Consider the following 24577-nt stretch of genomic DNA (forward strand, 5'->3'; position numbering starts at 1 on the left):
CCCGGCGGCCGGGTAGGCACCGCCACGTGGATGTGGAACCGCGTTTCCGTCCGCCGCGCCGGCGCGACGGGTACCCGCCGCTGGAGGACCTCGGGCTGATCGGGGACGGCGCGACCGCCGCCCTCGTGGGGCTTGACGGCGGCGTCCATTGGCTGTGCGTGCCCGGCTTCGACGCCGAGCCGCTGTTCTGCGGGCTGCTCGACGCGGCCGGGGGCGGGCGGTTCGGCGTCGCGCCGGCGGGGGTGGTGGAGGCTCGCCAGCGGTACCAGAGCGACACCGGCGTCCTCGTGACGGAGCTGCGCACCCCGACCGGCCTGGTGCGGCTCACCGACGCGCTCGCGCTGCGCTCGGGGGCCGACCTGACCGACGACACGCCCGCCGACCGGGGCGAGCTGGTGCGGCTCGCCGAGGTGCTCGACGGGACCGTGGACCTGCACGTCGACGTGGAGCCGCGGGGCGGCGCCACCGCCCGGGCGGCCCTCGGCGGGCTGGAGCTCCGGGCCGCGCGGCTGCCCGGCGTCCGGCTGCACCTGCGCTCCAGCCATCCGCTCGGCGGCGGCCTGCACAACCGCTACGACCTGCGCGCCGGCGACCGGGTCGAGCTGGTGCTGTCCTGGGGCCGGATTCACCGCCACCACCGGCTCGACGCCGGGGCGAGCCTCCGGCAGACCGCCGCGGCCTGGCGGGGCTGGATGACCGGGTTCGCCTACGACGGGCCGCAGGAGGCGATGGTCCGCCGCGCCGCGGTCACGCTCAAGCTGTGCGACCACTGGGCCGACGGCTCGGTCGCCGCCGCACCCACCTCCTCGCTGCCGGCGCCGGTCGGCGGGGTGCGCAACTGGGACTACCGCTACTCGTGGATCCGCGACGCCGCGTTCGCCGTGTTCGCGCTGCGGCGCATCGGGTTCGGCGAGGAGGCCGACGCGTTCCTGGGCTGGGTCCTCGACGCGTTCGAGCAGAGCCGCGAACCCCGGATCATGTACACCCTGGCCGGCGGGCCGGTCCCCGACGAGCGGATCGACGCCGCGCTCGGCGGGTACCGCGGTTCGGCCCCGGTCCGCTGGGGCAACGGGGCCGCCGACCAGCGCCAGCACGACGTGTACGGCGAGATCCTCGACTGCGCCGACCAGTGGTCCCTGGCCGGCGGGCACGTCGAGCCCGGGCTCTGGAGCCGCCTGGCCGACCTGGCCGAGGGGGCCGCGCGCACCTGGCGCCGGCCGGACCAGGGCCTGTGGGAGGTGCGCAACGAGGGCCGCGTGTTCACGTACTCGGCCGCAATGTGCCAGGTGGCGCTCGACCGCGCGGCCGGCATGGCCGAGCGGCTCGGGCTGCCCGGACCGGTGGGGCAGTGGCGGTCCACGGCCGCCGAGATCCGCCGCGCGATCGTCGAGGACGCCTGGGACGAGCGGGCGCAGACGATCGGCGAGCACCTCGACGGGCCCGGCGGCGTCGACGCGAGCCTGCTCGCCCTGCCGCTGCGGCACGTCATCCCGGCCGGCCACCCGCGGATGGTCGCGACCACCAGGGCCGTCGCGGAGCGCCTCGGCGCCGGGGACGGCCTGCTGTACCGCTACCGCCACGACGAGTCCCCGGACGGCATCCCCGGCGACGAGGGCGCCTTCCTGCTCTGCAGCTTCTGGCTCGTGGACAACCTGACCGGCCAGGGGCGCCTGGACGAGGCCGAGGCGCTCTACGCGTCGCTGTGCGACCGGTCCAGCCCGCTCGGCCTGCTCTCGGAGCAGATCGACCCGGGCACCGGGGAGCTCGTCGGCAACTTCCCGCAGGCGTTCAGCCACATCGGCGTCATCGCCAGCGGGGTCAACCTCGCCCGTGCGAGACAGAACGCGACGGAGGGAGTGGCACGATGATCCAGCACTTGGTGATCCTGGGCGCCACCGGGGATCTGACGGCGCGGTACCTGCTGCCCGCCCTCGGTGCCCTGCGGTCCCGCGGGCACCTCGACGAGCGGTTCCGGCTCACCGGCGTCGGCCGCGAGGACTGGACCGACGAGGCGTTCCGCAATTGGGCCGCCGAGCACCTGCACGGGCACGCGGACCTGATCGCGAGCATGCGGTACCACAAGGCGGACGTCACCGACGCCGAGGCGCTGGCGGCCGCGATCCCGCACGACGAGCCGGTCGCCGCGTACCTCGCGCTGCCGCCCGCCATCTTCCCGGCCACGGTCTCGGCGCTGCACGCGGCCGGCACCGCGGAGGGCAGCACCATCGTGCTGGAGAAGCCGTTCGGCGAGAACCTGCACGACGCGGTCGAGCTCAACCGGCTCCTGGCGCGGCTCTACCCGGAGCGCAGCATCTTCCGGGTCGACCACTTCCTGGCCATGGCCACCGTGCTCAACCTGCTCGGCGTCCGGCTGGCCAACCGCGTCCTCGAGCCGATCTGGAGCAGCACCCACATCGAGCGGGTCGACATCGTCTGGGACGAGTCGCTCGCCCTGGAGGGCCGGGCCGGCTACTACGACGGCGTCGGCGCCCTCAAGGACATGCTGCAGAACCACCTGCTGCAGCTGCTGTGCCTGGTCGCGATGGAGCCGCCGATCAGTCTCGGCGACCGCGACCTGCGCGACCGCAAGATGGACGTGCTGCGCTCGATCCGGCCGCTGAGCCTCGACGACGTCGCCCACCGCACCCGCCGGGCCCGCTACACGGCCGGGGCCGGCGTCCCGTCCTATGTGGACGAGGACGGCGTCGACCCGCAGCACCACACCGAGACCTTCGCCGAGATCCGGCTGGAGCTGGACAACTGGCGCTGGCCGGGCACGCAGTTCCGGCTGCGCACCGGCAAGGCGCTGGGGGCCGACCGGCAGGAGGTGGCGATCCACTTCCGGCCGGTACCGCACCTGCCGTTCACCGGGGCCGCCGGCGCCGCGCCGAACGTGCTGCGCTTCGGGCTCGAACCGGAGTCGGTGGAGCTGGAGCTCACCGGCACCACGAGCGGCGCCGAGGTGCTCACCCCGCTGACGCTGCGGGCCCGGCCGGAACCGGCGGAGCTGCCGCCGTACGGACGACTGCTCCTGGATGTTCTCAACGGCGATCCGGCGCTGTCCATCCGCGCGGACGAGGCCGAGGAGGCGTGGCGGGTGGTGTCGCCGGTGCTCGATGCCTGGGCCAAGGACCTGGTGCCGCTGGAGGAGTATCCGGCCGGATCGCAGGGCCCGGCGCCGCGATGAACGGACAGGCGCTGCGCAGCCGCCAGTGGTGGGACAACGCCTCGAACCCCGACATGACGGCGTTGTACCTCGAGCGCTACCTCAACTTCGGCCTGACCCGCGAGGAGCTGCAGTCGGCCCGGCCCATCGTCGGGATCGCGCAGACCGGCAACGACCTGGTGCCGTGCAACCGGCACCACGTCGAGCTGGCCGGGCGGGTGCGCGACGGGATCCGCGACGCCGGCGGGATTCCGCTGGAGTTCCCGGTGCATCCGCTGCAGGAGACCGGCAAGCGCCCGACCGCCGCGCTGGACCGCAACCTCGCGTACCTGGGGCTGGTCGAGGTGCTGTACGGGTACCCGCTGGACGGCGTGGTGCTGACCACCGGCTGCGACAAGACGACCGCCGCCTGCCTCATGGCCGCGTCGACGGTCAACATTCCCGCGATCGTGCTGTCCGGCGGGCCGATGCTCAACGGCTGGGTCGGCGGCAGGCGCGCGGGCTCCGGGCTCATCATCTGGCAGTCGCGCCGGCTGCTGGCCGCCGGGGAGATCGACTACGCGGAGTTCATGGACCGCGTCGCGCGCTCGGCGCCGAGCGCCGGGCACTGCAACACGATGGGTACCGCCCTGTCGATGAACAGCATCGCCGAGGCCCTCGGCATGTCGCTGCCCGGGTGCGCGGCGATCCCGGCCCCGTACCGGGAGCGCGGGCAGATCGCCTACGAGACCGGTCGGCGCTCCGTCGAGCTCGTGCGCGCCGGCGTGAGCCCGCGCGACATCATGACCCGCGCGGCGTTCGAGAACGCGATCGTGGTGACCGCGGCGATCGCCGGTTCGACCAACTGCCCCATCCATCTGAACGCGATCGCGCGCCACACGGGCATCGAACTGAGCAACGACGACTGGGAGCGGGTCGGCGGCGACGTGCCGGTCCTGGCCAACTGCGCGCCGGCGGGCGAGTACCTCGGCGAGGACTTCCACCGCGCCGGCGGGGTGCCGGCGGTGATGCGCGCCCTGCTCGACGCCGGCCGGCTGCACGCGGACGCCATGACGGTCAGCGGGCGCACGGTCGCGGCGAACGTGCGCGATGCGCGCAGCGGCGATGCGGACGTGATCGCGCAGTACGATCGCGCATTCTCGCCGCGCGGCGGGTTCCTGGTGCTGCACGGGAACCTGTTCCGTTCGGCCATGATGAAGATGTCGGTGGTGACCGAGGACCTGCGCGCCCGGCTCACGCGCGACCCGGTCGTGTCGTGGCGCGCGGTCGTGTTCGACTCGCCGGAGGAGTACCACGCGCGCATCGACGACCCGGCGCTCGGCATCGACGAGGGGTGCATCCTGGTCGTGCGCAACACCGGGCCGATCGGCTACCCGGGCTCGGCCGAGGTGGTGAACATGCAGCCGCCGACCGCGCTCATCCTGCGCGGGGTGGAGGCGCTGCCGACGCTCGGCGACGGGCGGCAGAGCGGCACCTCCGACGCGCCCTCGATCCTGAACGCGAGCCCGGAGGCGGCGGTCGGCGGGAACCTCGCGATCCTGCGCACCGGCGACCGGATCACGCTGGACATCGCGCGGCACCGGCTCGACGCCGACCTGACCGACGAGGAGATCGCCGCGCGCTGGGGCACCTACCGCCCGCCGCCGCTGTCCGATCAGACGCCGTGGCAGGAGCTGTTCCGCGCGCACACCGGACAGATGGACACGGGCGCCTGCCTCGACTTCGCGGTCGCCTACCGTGACATCGTGCACACGAAGGGTCTTCCCCGTGACTCCCACTGAGCTCGGCACCATCATGATCGCCGATTCCGACTTCGGCGACGCCGACATCGAGCGCGCCATCGCCGAGGAGGCCGGCTTCGCCCTCGACGCGCGGCAGTGCAAGAGCGAGGAGGAGGTCATCCGGTACGGCCGGGAGGCCGCCGGCATCCTCACGCAGTACGCGCACATCGGCGCGGCGGCGATGGAGCAGCTGCCGAACTGCCGGGTGATCGCCCGCTACGGCACCGGCGTGGACATCGTCGACGTCGACGCGGCCACCCGGCACGGCATCCAGGTGACCAACGCCCCGAACGAGTGGTGCGCCGACGAGGTCGCCGACCACGCGATCGCCCTGTGGCTGTGCGCCGCCCGCAAGATCAACGAGTACGACGCGGCGACCCGCGCGGGGGACTGGCGCTGGCAGACCGGCGAGCCGATCTGGCGGCTGCGCGGCCGGGTCTTCGGCATCCTGGGCTTCGGGGCGATCGCCGAGCTCATCGCCGACCGGGCCCGCCCGTTCGGCGTCGAGCTGTGCAGCCACGACCCGTTCGTCGCCGACGACCGCCTGCGCGCGGCCGGCGTGCGCCCGGTCACGTTCGGCGAGCTCGTCGAGGAGTCGGACTACCTGGTCATCCAGGCGCCGCTCACCCCGGACACGCACCACCTGTTCGACGCCGCCACGCTCGCCCGCATGAAGCCGACCGCGGTGCTGGTGAACACCGCCCGCGGCCCGATCGTGTCCGACGCGGCCCTGGCCGACGCGCTGGCCGACGGCACCATCGCCGCCGCGGCCCTGGACGACATCGAGGAGGAGCCGGCCAAACAGCGCGACTGGCGGCCGGTGAACCCGCTGCTCAGCCTGCACAACACGGTGATCACGCCGCACGCCGCGTACTACTCCGAGCAGTCCCTGCGCGCCGTCCGCGCCATCGCCACCCAGGAGGCCGTCCGCGTGCTCACCGGCCGGCCGCCGACGTCGCCGGTGAACTCGGTCCGCTCGTGAGCAGCTCGGGCAGGCCGAAGGCCGGGAACAGGTCGGGGCGGTGGAACGCGTGCACCGCGCGGACGCGGTTCCCGGCCGGCGTGAGCACCTTGATCGTGTGGGCGCGGTAGGTGCCCGCCGGATCGCGGACGTACCAGGCGAACGCCGGCTGCCCGTTCGCGCGGGCCGGCACCAGCAGGCGCGCGCCCGGCTCCGGCCGCAGCTTCGCCCGCAGCAGCGCGAGCACGCCGGCGCGCCCGGCGAACCAGGTCGGCACGGGCGGCATCTCCCAGCGCACGTCCTCGGTGAGCAGGTCCTCCAGGGCGGCCAGGTCGGCCCGCGCGAACGCGTCGGCGTAGCGGTCGAGCAGCGCGCGGCGGTCCGGCTCGGCCGGTTCGCTGAGCCCCTCCTCGGCCGGGGCGAGCCGGGCCAGCTCGGCCCGGGCCCGCTGCAGCGCGCTGTTGACGGCCGCGGCGGTCGTGCCGAGCAGGCCGGCCACGTCTGCGGCCGGCCAGGCGAGCACGTCGCGCAGGATGAGCACCGCCCGCTGCCGGGCCGGGAGGTGCTGCAGGGCGGCGACCAGGGCCAGCCGCAGCGACTCTCGCGTGCCGACCAGGTCGGCCGGGTCGGGGAACGGCTCCAGCCAGCGGATCTCCGGGTCGCGCGGGGCCAGGTCGGCGGGGTCCGTGCCGGGTGCGCCCAGGGACGAGGGGACGAGCCGGCGGCTGCTGTGGGCGAGCGCGTTGAGGCAGACGCGGGTGGCGATGCGGTACAGCCAGGTCCGCACCGACGACCGCCGCTCGAACCCGGCGAACCCCCGCCACGCGCGCAGGTAGGTCTCCTGCACCGCGTCCTCGGCGTCGTGGAGCGAGCCGAGCATGTGGTAGCAGTGCGCGAGCAGCTCGCCCCGGAACCGTGCGAACGCGTCCTCGAGGGTCATGCCGTCTCCACCGCCGTGCTCCGGGCCGCGATGCCGAGGCCGGCGACCGCTCCGAGCAGCGACAGTACGCCGCACGCGGCCATCGCGCGGCCGTAGGCCGGGCCGAGCGCGGCGTAGCCCCCGGCCGCCGCGAACACCGCCGAGCCCGCGGCGACGCCCAGGACGCCGCCGAGCTGGCGCATCATGCTGTAGATGCCGGAGGCGAGCCCGACCGCCGGGGCCGGCAGCGCGCCGACGCTCGCGCTCTGGGCGGCGGGCATCGCCATCGACACCCCGCAGCCGGCCAGCGCGAGCGGCGCGACCACGGCGGCGTAGCTCGCGGCTCCGGCGGCGGCGATCCAGAGCAGTCCCGCCGCCTGCAGCGCGAGCCCGGCCACGACCAGCGGGCGCTCGCCGATGCGGTCGACCAGGCGGCCCGCGACCGGGGCGACCAGGAACAGCGTCGCCGTCCACGGCAGCAGCCGCAGCCCGGCAAGGGCCGGGCCGGAGCCGAACGCGAGCTGCATGTACTGCGCGTTGAAGAACACCGCGCCGTAGAGCGCGGCGGTCAGCAGCAGGCCGGCCGCGTTGCCGGCGGTGAAGGAGCGCAGCCGCAGGTACGCCGGCGGGACCATCGGCGCGGGCGCCCGCCGCTCCCAGGCCGCGAACCCGGCCAGCAGCAGGGCGCCGGCCGCGAGGGCGCCGAGCACGCCCGGGCTGCCCCAGCCCGCCGACGGACCCCGGACGGCGCCCAGCACCAGGCCGAGCACGCCCAGGCTGAGCAGCGCGAGCCCGGCCGGGTCGAGGCGCCGGGCCGGGCCGGTGCTCTCCGGAACCCAGCGCACCAGCAGCGGGAGCGCGACGACCCCGACCGGCACGTTGATCCAGAAGATCCACTGCCAGGCCAGGCCCTCGGTCACGGCGCCGCCCAGCACCGGCCCGGCGAGCACGGCCAGCCCCGTCAGCCCGCTGAACAGGCCGATCGCCCGGCCGCGGCGGTGCGCCGGGAAGCCCGCCGCGAGCAGGCCCATGGCCAGCGGCATCACGACCGCCGCCCCCGCCCCCTGCACCGCCCGGGCCGCGATCAGGGCCGGCATCGACGGGGCCAGCGCGCAGGCCGCGGACGCCGCGCAGAACACGGCCAGCCCGGCGGCGAACGTGCGGCGGCGGCCCCAGCGGTCGCCGAGCACCGCGGCGGTGACCATGAGCATGGCGAAGGCGAGGCTGTACGCGTTGACCGCCCACTCCAGCTGCTCGGCCGAGGCGCCCAGGTCCCGCCGGATCGTCGTCAGCGCCGCCGCGACCACGAGCGCGTCCAGCGCCACCATGACCGCCCCGAGCGAGGTCAGCCCCAGCACCCACCGCTCCCGCACGGTCGCGCTCGGTTCACGCGCGGCCAATGACACGTCGTTCATCGCTCCTCCTGGCATCGGTTCTGCCAGGAACAGACCGGCCGGGCGGTGCAAACTGATCGCCGGACGCCGCAATGGCAAGATGGGCCGGTGGCGGATCAGACTTCCCAGCAGGCATTGCTGCACGCGGCGGGCGGCGCCGGGGCCTGGGCGGTGGTGCTCACCTTCGGCGCGCACCGGCGCGAGCTGCGGGGGAGCGAGCCCGGCGCGTCCGCCGACCGGATGGCGATCACCGCCGTCATCTCCGGGCTGGAGGCGCTGACCCGGCCGACGTCCGTCGAGGTGCGGGTGCACAACGACTACGTGCGGCGGGGCGGCGACGGGGAGCTGCGGGAGCGCTTCAAGGCCGCGGCCGGGCGGCACCGGGTCACCTGGCGCTGGTCCGGCGAGTACGAGGAGCTGACCCAGGCCCAGGCGCTGGTCGTCCCGCGCGAGGACCCGGTCGAGACCGCCCGCAAGGGGCAGCTCGCCGACCTCGCCCTGGCCATCGCGGCGATCGAGAAGGCCCCGCCGTCCGCGAACGCCGTGCCGGTCCGGGTCAAGAACGCTCCGCAGGCTGAGCCGATCGAACAGGCCCCGGCGCCGGTCAAAGCGGGGTCGATGGGGACGTTCGTCGAAGCGCTGGGCGAGCACATCGCCGACGATCCCGAGGCCCCCGACCCGGCCGAGCTGGTCGAGCTCGCGGAGAAGATGGTCGAGGACGAGCCCCGGGCCATCACCGCCGTCGGCAAGGGCGAGGTCACGTTCGAGGGCATCGGCGCCGTCGCGGTGCCGGCCGAGATCGCGGGCCTCGCGCAGGTCGGGTGGCGGGTGCTGCTGTCCGCCGCGTTCGTGGAGGGCAACTGGTACCTGCTGGACGTCGCGCCCGGCGAGGCCTGACGTGCGGCCCGGGCCCGGCGAGGTCCTGCACTTCTCCGAGGACCCGCGCATCGAGCGGTTCGCGCCGCACGTCGCCGCGACCGCGCAGCAGCCCGAGCCGTACGTCTGGGCCGTCGACGCCGCCCGCGCGCCGGACTACTGGTTCCCGCGGCAGTGCCCGCGCGCCATGGCCTGGGCGGGCGACGGCACCACGGACGAGGACCGGGAGCGGATCGCCGGGGCGGGCTGCGGTCCGCGGGTGCACGCCATCGAGTTCGGCCGGCTCGAGCAGCTGCGCACGACGCGGCTGTACGCGTACCGGTTCGACATCACGCAATTCCGGCCGTTCGAGCGGCACGCGTACGTCGCCACCGAGACCGTCGTGCCGCTGGGGCCGGCCGAGCCGGTGGGGGACCTGCTGGAGCTGCACGAAGCGGCCGGCATCCAGCTGCGGCTGCTCGGCAACCTGTGGCCGTTCTGGGATGCGGTGGTTGCGAGCAGCATGCGGTACAGCGGCATCCGTCTGAGAAATGCGAGGCCCCGTCCGTGAGTGGACGGGGCCGTGCACCGGCGATCTCAGGCGGTGATGCGGGCCTTGGTCTTCGGGATGGACTCGACCACGCCGCGCGGCAGGTTGAGCGTGTCCGCGGACACCTGGGCCGGCGTGTTCGCCATCCACTGACTCAGTGAGATGTCCTCGAACTTCGGGTTGCGGAACATCTCCAGGAACACCAGCGGCTCGCTGCCGGTGTTCTCGACGTAGTGGCCGTAGGCGAACGGCACGTAGCCGACGTCGCCCGCCTGGTAGTTGAACGTCCCGTTCTCGCCCGAGCTCGCGAAGACGCCCATCCGGCCCTGGCCGGAGATGTAGTACTGCCACTCGTCGTCGGTCGGGTGCCAGTGCAGCTCGCGCAGGCCGCCCGGGTCGATCTCGACGAGCGCGGCGCAGATCGAGTCGGCCGCGGAGAAGTTGGTCTGGTCGACCACGCGGGCCTTGCCGCCGTTGAAGTACTCCGGCTCCTGCGCCAGCATCCGGTGCTTGAACGTGCGCGGCACGTCGCCGGTCGGGCTGACCACCTGGTCGCGTTCGAGCGGTGGCGGCACCTGGCCGGAAAAGATGTACTTTTCACGTTCCGGCAGCCGGTCCAGCTGCTCCGGCGTCCAGCCGAAGTTCTTGGCGATGACCGAGCGCGGGGTGTGCGCGAAGAAGTCGCTCATCATGAACGTGGCGTTCTCGGAGAACGCGCCGTCGTCGAACACGAGCAGGAACTCCACGCCCTCGTCGAGCGCCTGGATGTGGTGCGGCACCCCGCGCGGGAAGAACCACAGGTCGCCCTTCTCGACGTCCTCCAGGAAGTTGCGGCCCTCCTGGTCGACGGCGCCGATGCGGCAGCTGCCGGACAGCACGTACGCCCACTCGGACTGCTTGTGCCAGTGCAGCTCCCGGTACGCGCCCGGGTCGAGCGACATGTCGACGCCGGCCAGCTCGGTGGCGATCGGCAGCTCGCGCTGCGTCACCTCGCGCGTCCAGCCACCGTCCTCGATGCGCGTGTGCGCCATCGACATCGAGAACTTGAGGTTGGGCAGCGTGCCGCGGTCGGTCGCGGGCGGGGCGAGCAGGTCGGGGTTCTGCCGGTCCAGGGCGACGTTGCGCGGCCCGACGTCGGGGCCGCCCTTCAGGCCGCGCTCCGGCTGCGGAATGCGTTCGGGGTTGCTCATCAACGCTCCTTCTGGGGTTCGGTGTGCCGCAGGCCGCAGAGGGCGCGGACCCGCGGTACACCTCCGATCAGGGCGACCGCCGCGGGGATCGCGGCGGCGGCGAAGCACAGCGCGAGGACGGTCACGGGCGCGGCGCCGAGCGCGAGGGCACCGACGGCGGCCAGCGCGAAGCCGAGGGATCGCGCGCGCAGACAGGTGACGGAGGGCACGCGGACTCCATCTACAGCATCAGCAGGACCGGCAGGGACAGGCCGACGGCGGCGACCACGAAGCCGGCGCTCGCCGCCACCCGGGTCGTGGCCGCGGCGTTGACGAGCCCGCCCATCAGCGCCCGGTCCCGGCAGAAATACACCAGCAGAAACAGCGCCACCGGTACGCCCAGTGAGATCACGATCTGGCTCAGCACCAGCAGCGCGGTGAGCGGCGCGCCCAGCAGCAGCGCGGCCATCGCCGGCAGCATGGTGAGCACCCGGCGGACCCGGCTCGGGATCTGCCACCCGAGGAAGCCCTGCATCACGAAGTCCCCGGCGAGCGTGCCGATCCCGGACGAGGACACTCCGGAGGCGAGCAGCGCGACGGCGAACGCGAGGGCCGCGGCCCCGCCGACCCGCGCGGCGATCTCGCCGTGGGCGGCGATGATGTCGCCGGTCCAGCCGCCGGCCGTGAGCGCGCCGAGGCCGGCCCCGAGCGCGATCATCGCGACGTTGACCACGGCCGCCCCGCCCAGCGCGACCCCGCAGTCCAGCCGCAGCGCCCGGCGCACCAGCCGGGGCGTGCGCCCGCCGATCGCGTCGGCGACCCGGAACTCGGGCCGCACCGCGAGCGCGGAGTGCAGGTAGATGGCGTGCGGCATGACGGTCGCGCCGACGATGCCCATCGCCAGCAGCGCGCTGCCGACGCCGTCGAGGCGGGGCACGAGCCCGCCGGCCAGCCCGGCGGCGGACTGGTGCCCGACCGCGACGATGTCCCAGAGCACCCCGGCCCCGACGAGCAGCAGCGCCCCGGCGGTGAACACCTCGAACCGGCGGCGGCCGCGGCGGCGCAGCTCCAGCAGGACCATCGACACCACCGCGGTGATCACCGCGGCCGCCGGGACGGGCAGCCCGAACAGCAGCTTCAGGCCGATCGCCGCCCCGACGAACTCGGCCAGGTCGGTCGCGAGCACCACCAGCTCGGCCTGCCCCCACAGCAGCAGGCTGGCCCAGCGCGGCAGCCGCTCCCGGCACAGCTCCGGCAGGCTGCGGCCGGTCGCCACGCCGAGCTTGGCCGCCTGGAACTGCACCAGCAGCGCGACCAGGCTCGCGGCGACGACCACCCACACCAGCAGGTACCCGCTGGTCGCCCCCGCCGTGAGGTTCGTGGCCACGTTGCCGGGGTCGACATACGCGACGGCGGCGACGACGGCCGGTCCGACGAGCGGCGTCAGGCGGGGTTTTCGGGACTGTACGGGTCTCTCGGCGACCGCGACCTGGTCCATGAGTCCACGGTGGACCGCGCCCCGGACACCCGCCTCACCTCAAGCGGCTAGACGGGGGCGTGGTGGTAGTCGGCCCGGGCGAAGGCCTTGCCGAGGCGCACCAGGGGCTCGGGGGCGTCCAGGGCGCCCATCCGGGCCTCGATGAACACGGCGCGGTCGCGGGTCGCCGCCGCCTTGTCCAGCGCCGCGGCGAGCTGGTCCTCGGTGCCCGCGGTGATGGTCACGGTGCGGTCGTGCGGGTCGAAGGCCTGGACCAGCCGGTCGTACCGCCAGGCGCCGATCTCGTTGTAGGCCGCGTGCTCGCCGAGGATGCAGCGCTCCACGGTGTACCCGTCGTTGTTGACGAGCACGATCACCGGGTTCAGCCCGAGGCGCAGGATCGTCGCCAGTTCCTGCACGGTCAGCTGGAAGGAGCCGTCGCCGATGAGCAGCACGTGGCGGCGGTCCGGGGCGGCGAGCATGGTGCCCAGCACGGCCGGCAGCGTGTACCCGATCGACCCCCACAGCGGCTGCCCGATGAACGCGCAGTCGCGGGGCATCGGCTGGGCCGCGAAGCCGAAGTACGAGGTGCCCTGGTCGGCCACGATGACGTCGCCGGGGCGCACGAAGCCGGCGACCAGCGGCCAGAACCGGTCCTGCACGAGCGGCTGGCCGGTGATCGGCTCCGGGCTGGACGGGATGCGCCGGTGGGTGACCGGGCCGCGGCCGGTGCGCTCGGGCGCGCGGGCCAGCACGGCGAGGGCGTCCTTCATGCACACGTGGGCGAACGGCGTCCCGGCGATGTCGGCCGCCACCGCGTGCAGCTCGATCATCCGGTCGGGGTCGAGGTGCTGGGAGAAGCCGCCGGTCACCGAATCCGTGAACTGACATCCGACCGCGAGCAGGCACTCGGCGTCCTCGACCGCGGCGCGGGCCTCGGGGGAGCTCAGCGCGCCCGCGTACCCGCCGGCGAACTGGTCGTGGGTCTCCGGGAAGACGCCCTTGGCGCTGCTCAGCGTGGCCACCGGGCAGCCCAGCGCCTCGGCCAGCTCGAGCAGCTGCGGGCCGAGCCGGTAGCGGTCGACGCCGGGCCCGACGAGGATCGCCACCGAGTCCGCGGTCCGGATGCGCTCGCGCGCCTCGGCGGCGAAGCGGGCCAGCATCGCCTGGTCGCAGGAGGGCTCCGGCAGGGCGAGCGGCGCCGCCGGGGCCGCGATCCGCTGACCGGCGACGTCGGAGGGCAGCATGAGGTACACCGGACGCTTCTCCAGCCAGCACAGGCGCAGCAGCCGGTCGATCTCGGCCCCGGCGTTGTCCCGGTCCAGCAGCGCCTGGCCCGCCGTGTACTCCGCGGCGCACCGCGCGGCCCGGGTGAAGTCGCCGTCGCCCGTGGTGTGGTGCACCAGCTGCCGCTCGCGCACCACGAACGTCGCCGGGGTGCCCACAATGGACACCACGGGGACCCGTTCGGCGTACGATCCGGCGATCCCGTTGAGCGCGCTCAGCTCGCCGACGCCGAAGGTGGTGACGACCGCCCCGATGCCGTTGAGCCGGGCGTAGCCGTCGGCGGCGTAGGCCGCGTTGAGCTCGTTGCAGTTGCCGACCCACTCCAGGCCGTCGGCCGCCTCGAGCTGGTCGAGGAACTCGAGCTGGTAGTCGCCGGGCACGCCGAACACGTGCCGGATGCCGACCTCGCGCAACCGCGTGAGGAGGTACTCGCCGATCGTGCAATCCGTCATCGCGCGCGACTACCCCGCCCCGCGCGTCTTGCACGGCGGGGCGGGGCTAGCGCTCGCGTCAGAGGCTGACGGTGCGCCCGCCGAGGGTGACGACGAGGTGACCGTCGGAGGCGAACGACCAGGCGAGCGCGCCGCTGTAGTTCGCGCAGCGCGAGCCGTTGGTGCCCGCCCACCACTGGTTGGAGCTGTCGCTGTCGCCGATCGTCTTGTCGTTCGAGCCGCCGCTGGCGAACCGGCACGAGGTGTTGCTCCGGTACGTCGAGCTGCCCGTGTCGAACGAGAAGTTCCGCTCGGCGTTGTCGATGGACAGGTTGTTCGAGATGGTCATGGCGCCCGGGTTGCTGTTGTAGGTGAACCCGTGGTGCCCGTTCTTGTACGCGATGCTGCGCTGGACGACGTGGTTCACGGCGATGTCGTCCCCGCCGAGCTTGTAGCCGTTGCGGTCGCCGTTGGCGTTGACGGTGCCGTTGCTCAGCGTGCCGTTCGCGTACGACAGGGAGTCCTGGATGGTGACCGGGCCGATCGCGCCGGTGTCGGTCTTCGTGTACAGGTCCCAGCCGTCGTCGATGTTGTTGTGGGAGACGTCGTAGCGGAAGACGTTGCCCGTACCGATGGTGAGCTTGGCGGCGAAGCCGTCGGCGTCCTCCCCGTCGGAGTCGGCGTTGTCGTGCGACTCGCTGCTGAGGATGAGATTGTTGGCGGGCCAGTTCGCCTTGGGGGTGTCGGAGGCGATCCGGGAGAGCTGCAGGCCGCTGTCGCGGTTGTAGCGGGTCACCACCCGCTCGATGGTGTTGTTGCTGCCGCCGACGAAGATGCCGTTGTCACCCGCCCGCTCCACCACGAGCCCGCTGAGGTGCCAATAGTTGCCGTTGACGGCCAGGCCGCGGTTGGCGGGATCCTCGCTCTGGGCGGCGAAGTTGAGCACCGGGGTCTCGCCGGGGTACGCCACGATGTTCTTCAGCGCGCCCGACGTCCCGTTGTTGCCGGCCGCGATGGTGATGGTGGACGACTGGCTGTAGGTGCCGCCGCGCAGGTAGATCGTCCCGCCGGCGGTCACCCGGGTGATCGCCGCGGCCAGGGTGGTCGGGCTGGCCTGCGTGCCCGGGTTGCTCGCGCTGCCGGTGGGGGAGACGTAGAGGGCGGACGACGGCGGCTGGCTCGTCGGTGGCTGGCTCGCCGAGGGCGTCGGGCTCGGGGAACCGCTCGTCCGGGAGGGCGTCGGTGTCGGGTTCGTGGTCCCGCCGGTGGTGACGGTGACGTTGTCGAAGTTGGCGCTGGAGTACGCGGTCTGCAGGCCGATCCGGCCCTTCGCGAGGGCGCTGCTGCTCGCGGTCGCGATCGTGGTGCCGTCGACCGTGCCGCGGATGGAGTTCCCGGTGACCGAGATGGCCAGGGTGTACCACGTGCCCGTGCTCACGGTCCGCGCCGCGCTGCCGAGCACGGTGACCGTGCCACCGTTCACCGCCTGCAGCTGGACCTGGTTGCCGGGCAGCAGGGCGAGCCGGTAGAACGTGGTGGCGCCGGTCGAGCGGGCCAGCAGGCCGGCGAACCCGCCCGAGCCGAGCGCGAGGGGCTTCACGCTCGCCTGGACGGTGTAGTCGGTCCAGCCGCTGTCGCCGGCGAAGTCGCGGGCGTTCTCGCTGCCGGCGTTGGACTGCTGCAGCACCTTGCTGCCGTCGGTGACGACGCTCCACGTGCCGCCGGACTTCGACCAGCCGCTGGTGGAGCCGTCCTCGAAGGTCGCGCTGAACGTCGTGGCGGCGAACGCGACCTGCGTGACGGCGGCCAGGACCACGGCCGCTCCTCCGGCGATCGGCCACTTGAGGTTTCTATTCATGTAATTGAATGTAGGAAAGCGCATTCCTGGGGGCAATACGCGGCGTTTGCAGGTTTGTTGCAGGTTTCAGACGTACAGCCTGCCGTCGGCGACGACCACGGCGCTGCCGGCGATCTCGACCTGCTCGACGCGGTCGCCGGCCATCGTCACCTGGGCCCGGATCGTGGAGGGCCGGCCCATCTCGACGCCCTGCCGCACCGTGATCGCCCCGCCGAGCGGCGCCATCCCGTGCCGGCCGAGGTGCAGGGCGAGGGGCCCGGCGGCCGAGCCGGTGCCGGCGTCCTCGGTCACCCCGTACGCGGGCGAGAACATCCGGGCCCGCCAGACGAGCGGGTCGGCGGTGGGCGCGAAGCAGTTCGCCGCGAGGTCCTCGTGCTCGGCGAGCGCGCGCAGGTCCACCCGCAGCGCCGACAGCTGCTCCACGGATTCGAGGCCGACGAACGCGTGCCGCGGGCCGTTGCGGTACACCTCGACCGGCAGCGTGGACCGCGCGACGCCGAGCGCGGCGAGGAGTTCCTTCGCGCGCGCGTACGGCTCCCACACCGGGATCGGCTGCAGCATGCGCGCGGTGAGCGCGCGCTGGTCGCCCGTCCTGCCTCTCGTTTTCCCGACGAACTTGAACGGCACCACGCCCATGCCGGTCTCCATGCGCAGGGTTCCCCTGTGCACGCTTTTGTGGCCGGTGGCCGCAAGTACCGCCGCCGTCCCGAACGTCGGATGCCCGGCGAACGGCAGCTCCCCGACCGGGGTGAAGATGCGCACCCGCACGTCCCCGCCCACCAGCGGCGGCAGCACGAACGTCGTCTCGGACAGGTTCATCTCGCGCGCGATGCGCTGCATGCACCCGGCAGTCAGCCCGGCCGCGTCGGGGACGACGGCGAGCGGGTTGCCCTCGAGCGCGGTCTCGGTGAACACGTCGGCGATCACATATCCGTACACGTCGCCGACGGTAGAGTTCGCGGGGGACACCGCCCACTACTCGTTCGCGCAGCCCGCTTTCCGAAGGAGCCCGACGATGCTTGAAGCCGACGTCCGCCGCGTGCTCGACGGCACCCCGCTCGCCCACGTCGCCACGGTCGACGCGGACGGCGCCCCGCACAGCTCGCCCGTGTGGATCGGCACCGACGGCGACGCCGTCGTGTTCTTCACCGGCCCGGACTCGCGCAAGGCCCGCAACCTGCGCCACGACCCGCGGGTCGCGGTGTCGATCGCCACCCCGGACAACCCGTACCAGCCGGTCATCGTCCGCGGCCGGGTCACCCGCTGGATCGGCGGCGACGAGGGCTGGGCGATGATCGACCGGGTGGCTGCGAAGTACACCGGCGGGCCCTATGACCGCAGCCAGGAGCGCATCATCGCGGTCATCGAACCCGACCACCAGAAGATCGGCCTGGGCTGATTTCCGCACGCCCGCTGCAGAACCGGGTCCGGCCCACCGGGGAGATCGTCGCCGATCCCGCCCGCGGGACGCTGATGGGCAACCGCGGCTGCCTGCACGGCACCGGCCGCACGCTGGGCAGCGCCCGCTGGCGCTCCAAGCTCTGGATCTGCTGCACCCTGACCTGGAAGGACGTCCGCCGCGACCCGATGCCGCCGGGCCGCTGGACGGCGCTGTTCTTCCTCGACGAGGCGACCGCGCTGGCCGCCGGGCACCGGCCGTGCGCCTACTGCCGGCGCGCCGACTTCCTCGCCTACGCCGAGGCCTGGCGGGCCGCGGAGGGCTCGGCCCGCCGGCCGTGGGCGCACGAGATGGACGCCCGGCTGCACGGCGAGCGGGTCGAACCGCGCACCCGCCGCCAGATCACCCGCCCGACCGGCTGCGCGGGCCTGCCGACCGGCGCGATGATCCGCCACGACGGCGCCGCCGGGCTGGTCGCGGGGGAGCGGTTCCTGCCGTGGACCAGCACCGGGTATGGTCCGCCGCGCCCGCTGCCCGCCCGCGCCGACCTGCTCACCCCGCCCGCGTCGGTGGCCGCGCTGGCCGCCGGCTACCGGCCCGCCCTCCACGAAAGCGTCGTTGGCATCGGTCGGTGACAATGTCCGCATGCGTTGGTCGCCGCGGGTCAGCTGGATCGCCGTCGCCGCGGTGCTCGCCGCCGTCGTCGCGGTCCTGCTCTGGGAGGGGCTCGACCGGGCCGACAAATGGGCGAGCGTGGCCGGCGGGGCCGCGGCGGTGGCCGGGCTGCTGCTGACCGAGCTGCGGCGGCGGGCGACCGGCCGCACCGGTTCCGGGGCCACGTTCACGGGTGCCCCGCTGACCGCACCCACCGGCATCGGTACCGCACTGATCCGCGGCCGGGACCGCGACCTGCGGCGGCTGCGGCGGGCGCTGCGCCGGCCGGACGGCACCGTACACGTGCTGACCGGCCTCGGCGGTGTCGGCAAGTCGTTCCTCGCGGTGTCGATGTGCCGCTGGTTCGAGCGGCGCCGCGGCCGGGCGGCCTGGTGGATCGCCGCCGAGGACCCGGCGGCCCTGACCGACGGCCTGGTCAGCCTGGCCGAGGAGCTCGACCTCAGCCGCGCCCAGGTGACCGCGATCCGCCAGGGCTCGCCGCGGGCCGTCGAGCAGCTGTGGGATGCGCTGCGCCGCACCCCGCGCCGGTGGCTGCTCGTGTTCGACAACCTCGACGAACCGGAGGTGATCGCGGGCCTGCTCGGCTCGGGCGTGGCGCGCTGCGCGGACCGCGGGCTCGTCCTGGTCACCAGCCGGATCGGCCGGCGGCAGCGGGAGCGCAGCGACGCCGAGGTGACCGAGCTCGGGCCGCTCACCGCGCCCGACGCGGCGCAGGTCCTGCTCGACCGGGCCCCCGAGGCCGGGGACCGGCCGGCCGCCGAACGCCTCGCCGCCGACCTGGGCCGCCTGCCCCTCGCCCTGCGCCTTGCGGGCGAGTACCTCGCCTCGCCGTATTCGATCTGGCGCACGTTCGACGACTACCGCCAGGCGCTGCGCGAGCTGGGCGTGCGCACGGTTCTCGGCGCGGACGGCGACGACTCGCGCGGGCACCGCGGCAACGTGGCGCTGACCTGGGAGCTGTCGCTGAGCGCCCTCGACCGCCAGGGCCTGCCCCAGTGCCGCCCGCTGCTGCAGGTGCTGGGGTACTTCGCGCCGGCGGTGCCGGTACCGGAGAAGGTGTTGCAGCTTGTGGACGCGTTGGAGGTGCGGCGCCTCGTGCAGCGCGGCCTGGAGGGGCTCGCCGACTACGGCCTGATCGACCAGCTGAACAGCACGGACCCGGACGGCGGCCGGATGCTCATGCTGCAACCGCTGGTGGCCGAGACGAGCCGCCAGGATCCGGCCGCCGCCCGCACCGCGGTCGAGTTGCTCGTGGCGGCCGTCGCGGCCCGCCGGTTCGACGACAGCGCCGAGTGGCGCTGGTTCGGGCTGTTCGCCCCGCACGTCGAGCAGCTGCTGAAGTTCAGCGACACCCTCGGCGAGGAGCACCTCGCGAGCCTGGTCTCCACCGTCGCCCGGGTCGTCGCGGCCAGCACCTGGCGCGGCCACGAGACGGCCGCCGAGACTCTCGCCGTTTCGGCGCTGCGCCACGCGTCCGGCCTCGGCCCGGACCAGGTGGCGATCCTGGCGCTGCGCAACGAGCGGGCCTGGGCGGTCGGCCGGCTCGGCCGCTGGACGGAGGCGCACGCCGAGCTCACCGAGGTCTGCGCGGCCCGGACGCGCCTGCTCGGCCCCCGCCACCCCGACACCCTCGACACCCGGCACAAGCTCGCCTGGGCCACGGGCCGGCTCGGTGACTGGGAGTCGGCCCGGGCGCAGCTGGAGCAGGTCCTGCTGGCCCGGATCGCCGTGTGCGGCAAACGCGATCCCGACACGCTGCACACCCGGTGCTGCTACGCCTGGGCGGTCGGGCGATGCGGACGGCCGAAGGAGGCCCGGCGGCGGTACCGGGCGGTCGTCAGAGACCGCCGGCGCGTCCTCGGCGCCGACCACGTGGAGACGCTCGACGCCCGCCACTCGATCGCCGAGCTGCATGTCCTGAGCGCGGACTTCGGCAAGGCCGAACGGAAGCTGCGACCGCTGATCGCGGACCGGCTGCGCGTGCTGGGCGCCGAGCACCCGGAGACCCTGGACACGCGCCCGCGGTACTGGCTGGGCCTGGCCCTGCTCGAACAGGGCCGACGCCGCGCGGCGAGGCGGGTGCTGCGCCGGCTGGCGGCCGACCAGACCCGCCACCTCGGCCCCGACCACGCCGCCACGACGGCCACCCTGACCCTCCTGAACACTTAGCCCTTGCGCTAACTGTTGGCGGCGGCAATACTTAGCCTCATGGCTCAGTATTCGGCCCAGCTCGACGGGGTGTTCGTGGCCCTGGCCGACCCGACCCGGCGGGCCGTGATCCGGCGCCTGGGCGGCGGCCCGGCCAGCGTGGGTGACCTCGCCGGCGAGTTCCCGATGGCCCTGCCGTCGTTCATGAAGCACGTCCGCATGCTCGAGGGCGCCGGCCTCATCCGCACGGCCAAGGCCGGCCGGGTGCGCACCTGCACCCTCAACCCCGAGCGCCTGGCCCTCGTCGACGACTGGCTCGCCGAGCAGCGCCGGATCTGGCTGGGCCGCACCGACCGCCTCGAACAGTTCGTCACCACGGAGGACAAGACATGAACCCCGACCTCGACATCGCCCTGAACCGCGTCATCCGCGCCCCGCGCAAGTCGGTGTGGAGCGCCTGGACCGATCCCGACCGCCTCGCCCAGTGGTGGGTGCCGGCCCCCGCCCGCGCGCTCGTCGACCGGCTGGACGTCCGCCCCGGTGGAGCCTTCGTCACCCAATTCAGTGAGGACGGCACCACGTTCGCCCCGCACCTCGACGCCTGTTTCCTGGTCGTCGACGAGTTCGAGCGGATCGTGTGGACCAACGCGCTGGACAGCTCGTGGCGCCCGGCGAGCCCGGCGCCGGTCCCGATGACCGCCGAGATCACCCTCCTCGACCACCCGGACGGCACCGACTACCGCGTGATCGTCCGCCACGGCGACCCGGCCGCCCGGGCCCGGCACGAGGAGCTCGGCTTCCACGACGGCTGGGGCCTGGTCACCGCCCAGCTCGCCGCGCTGGCCGAGGAGTCCGCCGGGAACCGGAACGCGTAGCTGAATGGTGCAGCCCGCGGCGCCGGTCGGATGCATTCCGTAGTCGTCCATTGACCCTTGTGACGGCCGCTCGGGATAATCGGGGCCGTGGACGCCCAGGTTGAACCGCCGCTGCGGGTGGAGTTCTCGTACGGCCCAGGAGTCCGCCAGGTCGCGCTCGGCGGGACCGAGGCGCTCGACCGCTCCGTACGCGCGATGAACGACGCCATGGGCATCATCCGGCAGATGGCCGGACGGGTGCGCCAGACCGTGCGCACCATGCCTGGCCGCCCGTCCGAGGTCGAGGTCGCGTTCGGCATCAAGTTCGACGGGGAGGCGGGCGCGGTCATCGCCAAGGCCGGCGTCGAGGCCTCGATCAACGTGGTGTTCCGCTGGGACGGGCACACCCTGGCCGAAGCCGAAGCGCCGCTGGAGCTCGCGGTGGTCGCGGTACCGCCGCAGCCGACCCCGTGACCGCCCCCACCGACCGCGTCATCCTGCAGGACCTGCGCAACTGCACCGTGCGCATCCGCACGCTCGACGGCGCCGCGGTGGTGGGCACCGGCATCATCGTCTCGCGCGACGGCCTCGTCATCACCTGCGCCCACGTGCTGCGGGCGGCCGCCGTCGACCCGGCCGAGCTCGGCGCGTCGGTCACCGTCGACATCCCGCGCCGGCAGGACCGGCCGGGCTGGTCGGCGGTGGCCCGGGTGGTCTGGTACCCCGACGGCTTCGACGACGACATCGTGTGCCTGCGCCTGCGCGGCCGGGTCGACCTGCCCGCCGACCGGGTCGCCGCGCTCGGCTCGGCCCACGACTCCCAGGACAACCGGTTCCGCAGCTACGGCTTCCGGCGGCTGCAGAAGTACCTCGGCGGCATCGCCGACGGGCTGATCCTCGGCGAGGTCGAGCCGCCCGAGGAGGCGGTGGCGCTGACCGACCCGGTGCAGCTGCGCTCGACCCAGATCAACGCCGGCATGAGCGGCAGCCCCGTGCTCGACACCGTGCGCAACCTCATCGTCGGGGTGGTGTCCGAGACCTGGATCCCCGACACCACCGGCAAGGACAGCGAGACGGCGTGGGCCGTGGACGCCCGGGTGATCGGCTTCTCCCGGCTCGGCATCGACCTCAGCGACCACCCGCTCCCGCTGCGCCGGGCCGAGCCGCCGGTCTTCGACGAGGCCCTGGCCCGGCAGGCGGTGCCGGTCCCCGGGCACCGGCTGGCCGACGCGCCCTCGGTGGTGACCGACTGGGTCGGCCGCGAGGACCTGATCGGCCTGTTCGACGAGGCCTGGGAGGGCCGGCGGATCCTCGTGGTCGGCATGATCGGCTTCGGCGGCGAGGGCAAGAGCAGCGTCGCCCGCCGCTGGATCGACACGGTCATCGAGCGCGGCGACGACGTCGCGGGGATCTTCTGGTGGAGCTTCACCGAGCGGCCCAGCACCGACGAGTTCCTGTCGGCGGCGGTGGAGTTCCTCAGCGGCGGACGGCTGCGCCCGGCCGACGTGGGCGGCGAGGCCGGCAGCCGGGCCGCGGTCGTCGCCGGGGTCATGCAGCAGCGCCGGTACCTCTTCGTGCTCGACGGCCTGGAGGCGCTGCAGTACGAGCGGGGCGACCAGTACGGGTCCGTCACCAGCCAGGAGCTCTACGACTTCCTGCGCTTCGCCGCGACACCCGGGCACCAGTCGTTCTGCCTGCTCACGAGCCGGGTGCCGGCGCTCGACCTGGCCGCCTACAGCACCTACCAGCACCTCGCGATCGTCCCGCTCAGCGTCGCGGAGGGCCGCGACCTGCTGCGCAAGCTCGGCGTCATCGGCCCCGACGCGTCGCTCGAGCAGCTGGCCGCCGACTGGGGCGGGCACGCGCTGACGCTCACCCTGGTCGCGGCCTACCTGCAGCGCCGGTACGCGGGCGACCCCCGCCGGATCGGCTCGCTGCCGCCGCCCGGGTCCGGGCTGTCCGAGGGCGAGCGGGTGCGGCGGATCCTGCGCGAGTACGACGACCTGCTCGCCGAGGAGGAGCGGCAGGTCCTCGTCCGCTGCTCGCTGTTCCGCGGCCCGGTCGAGGACGACGCCCTGCGCGCCGTGCTCGGGCTGGCGGGGGACGACGCGGGCTGGGACCGTACCGTGGCGCGCACGTTGCTCTATCTCGAGGTCGCCCGGGTGCTGCGGCGCGACTCCCGGTCCCGGCTGATGCTGCACCCGCTGGTCCGCGACTTCTACCAGGCGCACGGCAGCCGCGAGGAGCACGAGCTGGCCTTTGCCTACTACCGCTCGGCGCTCGCCCCGGCCCCCGCCTCGCTCGACGACCTGGAGCCGGCGATCGAGGCGGTGCACCACGCGTGCAGGGCCGGGCGCTACGACGAGGCGTGCGACATCGCGTACGACCACGTCTACCTCGGCGACCGCGCGCTGGTCACCAGCGAGCTCAACGCGTACGAGGCGGCGCTGTCGATGTTCACCGGCTTCTTCCCCGGCGGCGACGTGCACGCCGAGCCGCTGCTCACCGACCCCGAGTCGCGCGGCTGGCTGCTGCACGAGGTCGCCGCCTGCCTGCAGATGCTGGGCCGGCTCCGGGAGGCGGCGAGCATGTTCCGGCGGGCGAGCGCCGCGTTCGTCGACCTCGGATCGTGGCACGAGGCGGCCGTCAGCTGCCAGAACGTGACCGAGTTGTACCTGCACCTGGGCGCCCTGACCAGCTGCCGGCGGCTCATCCCGGAGGCGTTCGACCTGGCGGAACGGGCGGCCGACAAGGAGGACGAGCTCGTCGCCGAGACCCTGCGCGGCGCGCTCGCGCACATCGAGGGCCGCTCCACCGAGGCCGAGGCGGCGTTCGGGCACGCGCTGCGGATCGCCACCGCGCACACCCCGATCCCGGCGCTGTACAGCTCCAGCGGCACCCGCTACGCCGAGCACCTCATGCGCGCCGGCCGGTCCGCCGAGGCCCTCGCCGTCCTGCGCCGCAACGTCGAGATCTGCCGCACCGCCGGCTGGCTGGCCGACGTGGCCCGCAGTCACGTGGGCATCGGCGACCTGCACGTGGCCGCGGGCGACCTCGACGAGGCGCGGGCGGCGTACGACGAGGCGCTGCGGGTCGCCCGCGGCATCACCCGCCGCGACGTGCTGGTCGCCGCGCTGCTCGGCCGCAGCCGGTTCGACATCGCCACCGGGGACCGCGGCGAGTCCCTGACGCACGCGGTGCACGCGCTGCACCTGGCGATCATCGGGGGCTACCGGCTGTACGAGGTCGACGCCCGGATCGTGCTCGCCCAGCTGCGCGCGCACGCCGGCGACCCGGAGGCGGCCCGGGCCGAGCTGACCCAGGCCCAGGAGATCAGCATCGAGATCGGCTACTACTGGGGCGAGCACGACGCGGCGGCCGCGGCGACCGTGATCGACCGCCTCCGCCGGGCCGGCTAGTCGTCGAGTTGCCGGTCCGGGGCGGGCTCGGTTTCGCCGCCGACGATGCGTTCCAGCTGCTCCGGGCTCAGGCGGGGGTCGATCGGGGTGATGCGCCGGCGCCGGCGGGGCGGCTCGCGGTGCTCCTCCGGCTCGGCGGGTTCCGCGGGCTCGGTCACAGCGTCTGACGATATCGCACGACGCCGATCCCGGGTGTAACCCCGCGGCGGGTCCGCGCGTGTCAGTCTCGTCGGG

At 74.0% G+C, this 24577-nt stretch carries 22 protein-coding genes; 13 read left to right on the top strand and 9 right to left on the bottom strand.

The window, feature by feature from the left end:
• The first annotated feature begins 26 nt into the window (after nt 1-26).
• The 4 genes from ACQPZ4_RS17750 to ACQPZ4_RS17765 are packed head-to-tail and all read left to right on the top strand — an operon-like array spanning nt 27 to nt 5929.
• Complete coding sequence (locus ACQPZ4_RS17750; RefSeq protein WP_433062030.1) at nt 27-1868, top strand: glycoside hydrolase family 15 protein; 1842 nt, start codon at nt 27-29, stop codon at nt 1866-1868.
• Nucleotides 1865-3187, top strand: a complete 1323-nt coding sequence (locus ACQPZ4_RS17755; RefSeq protein WP_433062032.1) for a glucose-6-phosphate dehydrogenase — start codon at nt 1865-1867, stop codon at nt 3185-3187. The genes ACQPZ4_RS17750 and ACQPZ4_RS17755 overlap by 4 nt, the downstream gene beginning before the upstream one ends.
• Complete coding sequence (locus ACQPZ4_RS17760; protein ID WP_433062034.1) at nt 3184-4947, top strand: IlvD/Edd family dehydratase; 1764 nt, start codon at nt 3184-3186, stop codon at nt 4945-4947. Before ACQPZ4_RS17755 ends, ACQPZ4_RS17760 begins: the two co-directional genes overlap by 4 nt.
• Nucleotides 4934-5929 carry a C-terminal binding protein gene (locus ACQPZ4_RS17765; RefSeq protein ID WP_433062037.1) on the top strand — a complete coding sequence of 332 codons (996 nt, stop codon included), beginning with the start codon at nt 4934-4936 and terminating at the stop codon, nt 5927-5929. Before ACQPZ4_RS17760 ends, ACQPZ4_RS17765 begins: the two co-directional genes overlap by 14 nt.
• On the opposite strand, the gene ACQPZ4_RS17770 is transcribed toward ACQPZ4_RS17765, so the two are convergent.
• Together ACQPZ4_RS17770 and ACQPZ4_RS17775 are read right to left on the bottom strand one after the other, a co-directional pair.
• Nucleotides 5883-6848, bottom strand: coding sequence for a sigma-70 family RNA polymerase sigma factor (locus ACQPZ4_RS17770; protein WP_433062038.1), 966 nt, complete (start codon nt 6846-6848; stop codon nt 5883-5885). The two genes, ACQPZ4_RS17765 and ACQPZ4_RS17770, sit on opposite strands and share 47 nt — an antisense overlap.
• Entirely contained in the window at nt 6845-8242 is a 1398-nt protein-coding gene (locus ACQPZ4_RS17775) for an MFS transporter (RefSeq protein WP_433062039.1), read from the bottom strand. Before ACQPZ4_RS17775 ends, ACQPZ4_RS17770 begins: the two co-directional genes overlap by 4 nt.
• Nucleotides 8243-8329: 87 nt before the next feature.
• Between ACQPZ4_RS17775 and ACQPZ4_RS17780 the strand changes: the two genes are divergently transcribed.
• Nucleotides 8330-9118, top strand: a complete 789-nt coding sequence (locus ACQPZ4_RS17780; protein WP_433062042.1) for a hypothetical protein — start codon at nt 8330-8332, stop codon at nt 9116-9118.
• Nucleotide 9119: 1 nt separating this feature from the next.
• Nucleotides 9120-9647 (top strand): DUF6886 family protein, encoded by a 528-nt coding sequence (locus ACQPZ4_RS17785; RefSeq protein ID WP_433062045.1) that lies wholly within the window; start codon nt 9120-9122, stop codon nt 9645-9647.
• 26 nt (nt 9648-9673) lie between these two features.
• On the opposite strand, the gene ACQPZ4_RS17790 is transcribed toward ACQPZ4_RS17785, so the two are convergent.
• The 6 genes from ACQPZ4_RS17790 to ACQPZ4_RS17815 all read right to left on the bottom strand — a co-directional run bounded on the left by ACQPZ4_RS17790 (nt 9674) and on the right by ACQPZ4_RS17815 (nt 16787).
• A complete protein-coding gene (locus tag ACQPZ4_RS17790; RefSeq protein ID WP_433062048.1) occupies nt 9674-10816 on the bottom strand; it encodes a cupin domain-containing protein in 1143 nt (380 codons plus the stop codon).
• Entirely contained in the window at nt 10816-11025 is a 210-nt protein-coding gene (locus ACQPZ4_RS17795) for a hypothetical protein (protein ID WP_433062050.1), read from the bottom strand. The genes ACQPZ4_RS17790 and ACQPZ4_RS17795 overlap by 1 nt, the downstream gene beginning before the upstream one ends.
• An 11-nt stretch (nt 11026-11036) precedes the next feature.
• Nucleotides 11037-12293 (bottom strand): Nramp family divalent metal transporter, encoded by a 1257-nt coding sequence (locus ACQPZ4_RS17800; RefSeq protein WP_433062052.1) that lies wholly within the window; start codon nt 12291-12293, stop codon nt 11037-11039.
• 47 nt (nt 12294-12340) lie between these two features.
• A complete protein-coding gene (locus tag ACQPZ4_RS17805; protein WP_433062054.1) occupies nt 12341-14011 on the bottom strand; it encodes an alpha-keto acid decarboxylase family protein in 1671 nt (556 codons plus the stop codon).
• Nucleotides 14012-14069: 58 nt separating this feature from the next.
• On the bottom strand, nt 14070-15848 hold the full coding sequence (locus ACQPZ4_RS17810) for a family 16 glycoside hydrolase (RefSeq protein WP_433062057.1): 1779 nt from the start codon (nt 15846-15848) through the stop codon (nt 14070-14072).
• Between the two features lie 66 nt (nt 15849-15914).
• Complete coding sequence (locus ACQPZ4_RS17815; RefSeq protein ID WP_433062058.1) at nt 15915-16787, bottom strand: PhzF family phenazine biosynthesis protein; 873 nt, start codon at nt 16785-16787, stop codon at nt 15915-15917.
• Nucleotides 16788-16863: 76 nt separating this feature from the next.
• Here ACQPZ4_RS17815 and ACQPZ4_RS17820 point away from each other — a divergent pair, with 76 nt between their 5' ends.
• From ACQPZ4_RS17820 to ACQPZ4_RS17850, 7 genes are all read left to right on the top strand, one after another.
• On the top strand, nt 16864-17247 hold the full coding sequence (locus ACQPZ4_RS17820) for a PPOX class F420-dependent oxidoreductase (protein WP_433062061.1): 384 nt from the start codon (nt 16864-16866) through the stop codon (nt 17245-17247).
• 74 nt (nt 17248-17321) lie between these two features.
• Nucleotides 17322-17882, top strand: a complete 561-nt coding sequence (locus ACQPZ4_RS17825) for a hypothetical protein (protein WP_433062063.1) — start codon at nt 17322-17324, stop codon at nt 17880-17882.
• Nucleotides 17883-17892: 10 nt separating this feature from the next.
• Nucleotides 17893-20091: a tetratricopeptide repeat protein gene (locus ACQPZ4_RS17830; RefSeq protein ID WP_433062065.1), complete on the top strand. Its 2199-nt coding sequence runs from the start codon at nt 17893-17895 to the stop codon at nt 20089-20091.
• Nucleotides 20092-20130: 39 nt separating this feature from the next.
• Nucleotides 20131-20463: an ArsR/SmtB family transcription factor gene (locus tag ACQPZ4_RS17835; protein ID WP_433062068.1), complete on the top strand. Its 333-nt coding sequence runs from the start codon at nt 20131-20133 to the stop codon at nt 20461-20463.
• Nucleotides 20460-20945 carry an SRPBCC domain-containing protein gene (locus ACQPZ4_RS17840; protein ID WP_433062070.1) on the top strand — a complete coding sequence of 162 codons (486 nt, stop codon included), beginning with the start codon at nt 20460-20462 and terminating at the stop codon, nt 20943-20945. The genes ACQPZ4_RS17835 and ACQPZ4_RS17840 overlap by 4 nt, the downstream gene beginning before the upstream one ends.
• A gap of 87 nt (nt 20946-21032) precedes the next feature.
• Complete coding sequence (locus ACQPZ4_RS17845; protein ID WP_433062072.1) at nt 21033-21398, top strand: CU044_2847 family protein; 366 nt, start codon at nt 21033-21035, stop codon at nt 21396-21398.
• Nucleotides 21395-24343, top strand: a complete 2949-nt coding sequence (locus ACQPZ4_RS17850; RefSeq protein WP_433062075.1) for a tetratricopeptide repeat protein — start codon at nt 21395-21397, stop codon at nt 24341-24343. Before ACQPZ4_RS17845 ends, ACQPZ4_RS17850 begins: the two co-directional genes overlap by 4 nt.
• Here the strand turns inward: ACQPZ4_RS17850 and ACQPZ4_RS17855 are convergent.
• Entirely contained in the window at nt 24340-24501 is a 162-nt protein-coding gene (locus ACQPZ4_RS17855) for a hypothetical protein (protein WP_433062078.1), read from the bottom strand. The two genes, ACQPZ4_RS17850 and ACQPZ4_RS17855, sit on opposite strands and share 4 nt — an antisense overlap.
• Nucleotides 24502-24577 lie beyond the last annotated feature (76 nt).

This window comes from Dactylosporangium sp. CS-033363 (genome assembly GCF_050942475.1).
In the GTDB taxonomy this organism is placed as follows: domain Bacteria; phylum Actinomycetota; class Actinomycetes; order Mycobacteriales; family Micromonosporaceae; genus Dactylosporangium.